The sequence below is a fragment of the Immundisolibacter sp. genome, from assembly GCF_028696615.1.
In the GTDB taxonomy this organism is placed as follows: Bacteria; Pseudomonadota; Gammaproteobacteria; order Immundisolibacterales; family Immundisolibacteraceae; genus Immundisolibacter.
On sequence record NZ_JAQVGQ010000308.1, the window covers coordinates 1 to 2,701 of the forward strand.

The following is a 2,701-nucleotide window of genomic DNA, read 5'->3' on the forward strand; positions in this document are numbered from 1 at the left end:
ACTTCGCGAGTCAGGGCGTATGTGTAGTGGAATGGCCGGACAAAGCCGCCCCCTATCTGCCGCCGCCTGACCTCGAAATCCGGCTCGAAACCCATGATTCCGGGCGGTTTGTGGAGATCGATGGCAAGACGGATGCGGGGCGGACATGCGTGATCGAACTGGGGAAAGCATTGCGGGGCGCGGACCCGGCGTCCTGACGGAGCCGGAAGCTGTGCCTGCGCGCGGCATCGATCGTCGCCGCCTGCTCAAGTTCGCCGGCGCGACGCTGGCGCTGATGGTCAGCCCGGTGGGCCATGCGGCACCGGCCAGCCTGCTCGCGGTGCGCGTCTGGCCTTCGGCCGAATACACCCGCATTACGCTCGAAGGCTCGTCCACCCTGCGCTACAGCCACATGTTGGTGCCCGACCCCGACCGCCTGGTGGTCGACCTCGAGGGCATTCACCTCGACAGCGTGCTGCAGTCCCTGCCCTCGAAGGTCATGGAGTCCGACCCCTACATCCGCCTGATCCGCGCCGGCCAGAACCGGCCGGGGGTCGTGCGCGTGGTGGTCGAACTGAAGGCGCCGGTGAACCCGCAGGTGTTCACGCTCGCCCCCGTCGGCAACTACGGACACCGCCTCGTGCTCGACCTGCATTCGACCGAGGAACACGACCCGCTGCTGGCGCTGATCATGAAGGATTCGCCGATGGACGCCGCAGCGGGCGACACCGGCCAGGACAGCAGCCAGGCCAGCGTTGCCGACAGTCGGAATTCGCCGGCAGAACGCAACACGGCACGCCGTGCCGACCCGAACGTCAATCGCCTGTTCACCGTCGTGCTCGATCCGGGCCACGGCGGCGAAGACCCGGGCGCAGTCGGCGCGGCAGGCAGCTACGAGAAGAACGTCACGCTCTCCATCGCCCGCCGGCTCAAGCGCAAGATCGACGCCGAACCGAGCATGCGGGCCGTGCTCACGCGCGACGGCGACTATTTCGTGCCGCTGCAGCAGCGCGTCGCCCGCGCCCGCCGCGTCCGCGCCGATCTGTTCGTATCGATCCACGCCGACGCCTTCGTCAAACCCGAGGCCAATGGCAGCTCGGTCTATGTGCTGTCCGAGCGCGGCGCCTCGAGCACCGCGGCGCGCTGGTTGGCGCAGAAGGAGAACGATGCCGACCTCGTCGGCGGCGTCAACCTTGCCCGCCAGGACGGCCACATCGCCCGCACCCTGCTCGATCTGTCGCAGACCGCGACCATCAACGACAGCCTCAAGCTCGGCCGCGCCATGCTCGGCGAGATCGGCGGCATCAACCGTCTGCACAAGCAGGATGTCGAACAGGCCGGCTTCGCGGTCCTCAAGGCGCCGGACATCCCCTCGGTGCTGGTCGAGACCGCCTTCATCAGCAACCCGCAGGAAGAGCGCCGCCTGAACGACGAGGCCTATCAGGAAAAGATGGCCAACGCCCTGCTGCGCGGGATCAAGCGCTACTTCGAGGCCAACCCGCCGGCAGGCCCGACCCGGGTCGCCCAGCTCGGCTGAACACCGCACAGCCAGCAGCCCCGACTGCTTCCACGGCCTGAGGCAAGCCCGCACGGCCGTGCTTTGCCGCTATAATTGCGGCTTTTTTCAGGCGCTTATGCGGGTTTTTCGCGGGATTCCCGAGCGAGCCGACACCGCCGCGGTGCTGACCATCGGCAACTTCGATGGCGTCCACCTCGGCCATCAGGCGCTGCTCAAGCTGCTTACCGACAAGGCCCGTTCGCTCGGTCTGCCGGCGGTCGTGCTCACCTTCGAGCCGCATCCGCGCGAGTACTTCAGCCCGTCCGACGCCCCCGCCCGTCTCGCCTCACTGCGCGAAAAGCTGCTGTTGCTGGACGCCGCAGGCGTCGACCGCAGCTACGTCTGCCGCTTCGACGCCCGCTTTGCATCGCAGACGGCGCAGGCCTTCATCGAGGACACGCTCGTGCGCGGCCTGGGTGTCCGCCATCTTTTCGTCGGCGACGATTTCCGCTTCGGCGCGCGCCGCCAGGGCAACTTCAGCATGCTGCAGGCGGCCGGCGCACAACTCGGCTTTGGCGTCGAATCCATGCCGACGCTCAGCGTCCAGGGCGAGCGCGTATCGAGTTCCGCCGTACGCGACGCGCTCGGCGAAGATGACCTCACGCATGCCGCGCGCCTGCTCGGCCGCCCCTACAGCATTGCGGGGCGTGTCAGCCATGGCGACAAGATCGGCCGCCAGCTCGGATTTCCGACCGCAAACATCCAGATGAAACACCGTCGCCCGGCGCTCACCGGCGTCTATGCCGTAGGCGTCGAAGGACTGGCCGGTCAGCGCATCGCCGGCGTGGCGAACATCGGCGTTCGTCCCACGGCCACCTCGGCCGGACGCGCGCGACTGGAAGTTCACCTCTTCGACTGGTCCGGGAGCTGCTACGGTGCTCACATCCGTGTGCATTTCCTGCGCAAGCTGCGCGCCGAGCGCAAGTTCGACTCGCTGGACGCCTTGCGCGCGCAGATCGCCGTCGATGCCGACCTCGCGCGCAAGTGGTTTGCCGACCATCCCGACCGCCTTCAGGCCTTGACCGCCTGAGCCCCCCAGAACCCACAAGACCGACGTTTACGCCATGGCCGACTACCGCAAGACGCTCAACCTGCCCGACACGCCCTTCCCGATGCGCGGCGACCTGCCCAAGCGCGAGCCGAACTGGATCGCCGACTGGCAGC

General features: G+C 67.8%; 2 protein-coding genes and 1 pseudogene. All 3 read left to right on the forward strand.

All coding sequences use genetic code 11. The features are described from left to right. Window positions 1-197 (forward strand): annotated as a pseudogene (locus PHC73_RS13655) (tRNA (adenosine(37)-N6)-threonylcarbamoyltransferase complex ATPase subunit type 1 TsaE); the annotation flags it as partial. After that, a complete protein-coding gene (locus tag PHC73_RS13660) occupies window positions 146-1,516 on the forward strand; it encodes an N-acetylmuramoyl-L-alanine amidase (RefSeq protein ID WP_094268884.1) in 1,371 nt (456 codons plus the stop codon). The pseudogene PHC73_RS13655 and the gene PHC73_RS13660, both read left to right, overlap by 52 nt. Before the next feature lie 97 nt (window positions 1,517-1,613). Next, the gene (locus tag PHC73_RS13665) at window positions 1,614-2,567 is read left to right on the forward strand and encodes a bifunctional riboflavin kinase/FAD synthetase (RefSeq protein WP_094268885.1); all 954 of its coding nucleotides are present in this window, start codon (window positions 1,614-1,616) and stop codon (window positions 2,565-2,567) included. The last annotated feature ends 134 nt before the right edge of the window (window positions 2,568-2,701 follow it).

What these genes read in the sequence shown, in the direction of transcription:
- PHC73_RS13660 (WP_094268884.1), top strand. Translation starts at nt 146, where the DNA reads ATGCGTGATCGAACTGGGGAAAGCATTGCGGGGCGCGGACCCGGCGTC.
- PHC73_RS13665 (WP_094268885.1), top strand. Translation starts at nt 1,614, where the DNA reads ATGCGGGTTTTTCGCGGGATTCCCGAGCGAGCCGACACCGCCGCGGTG.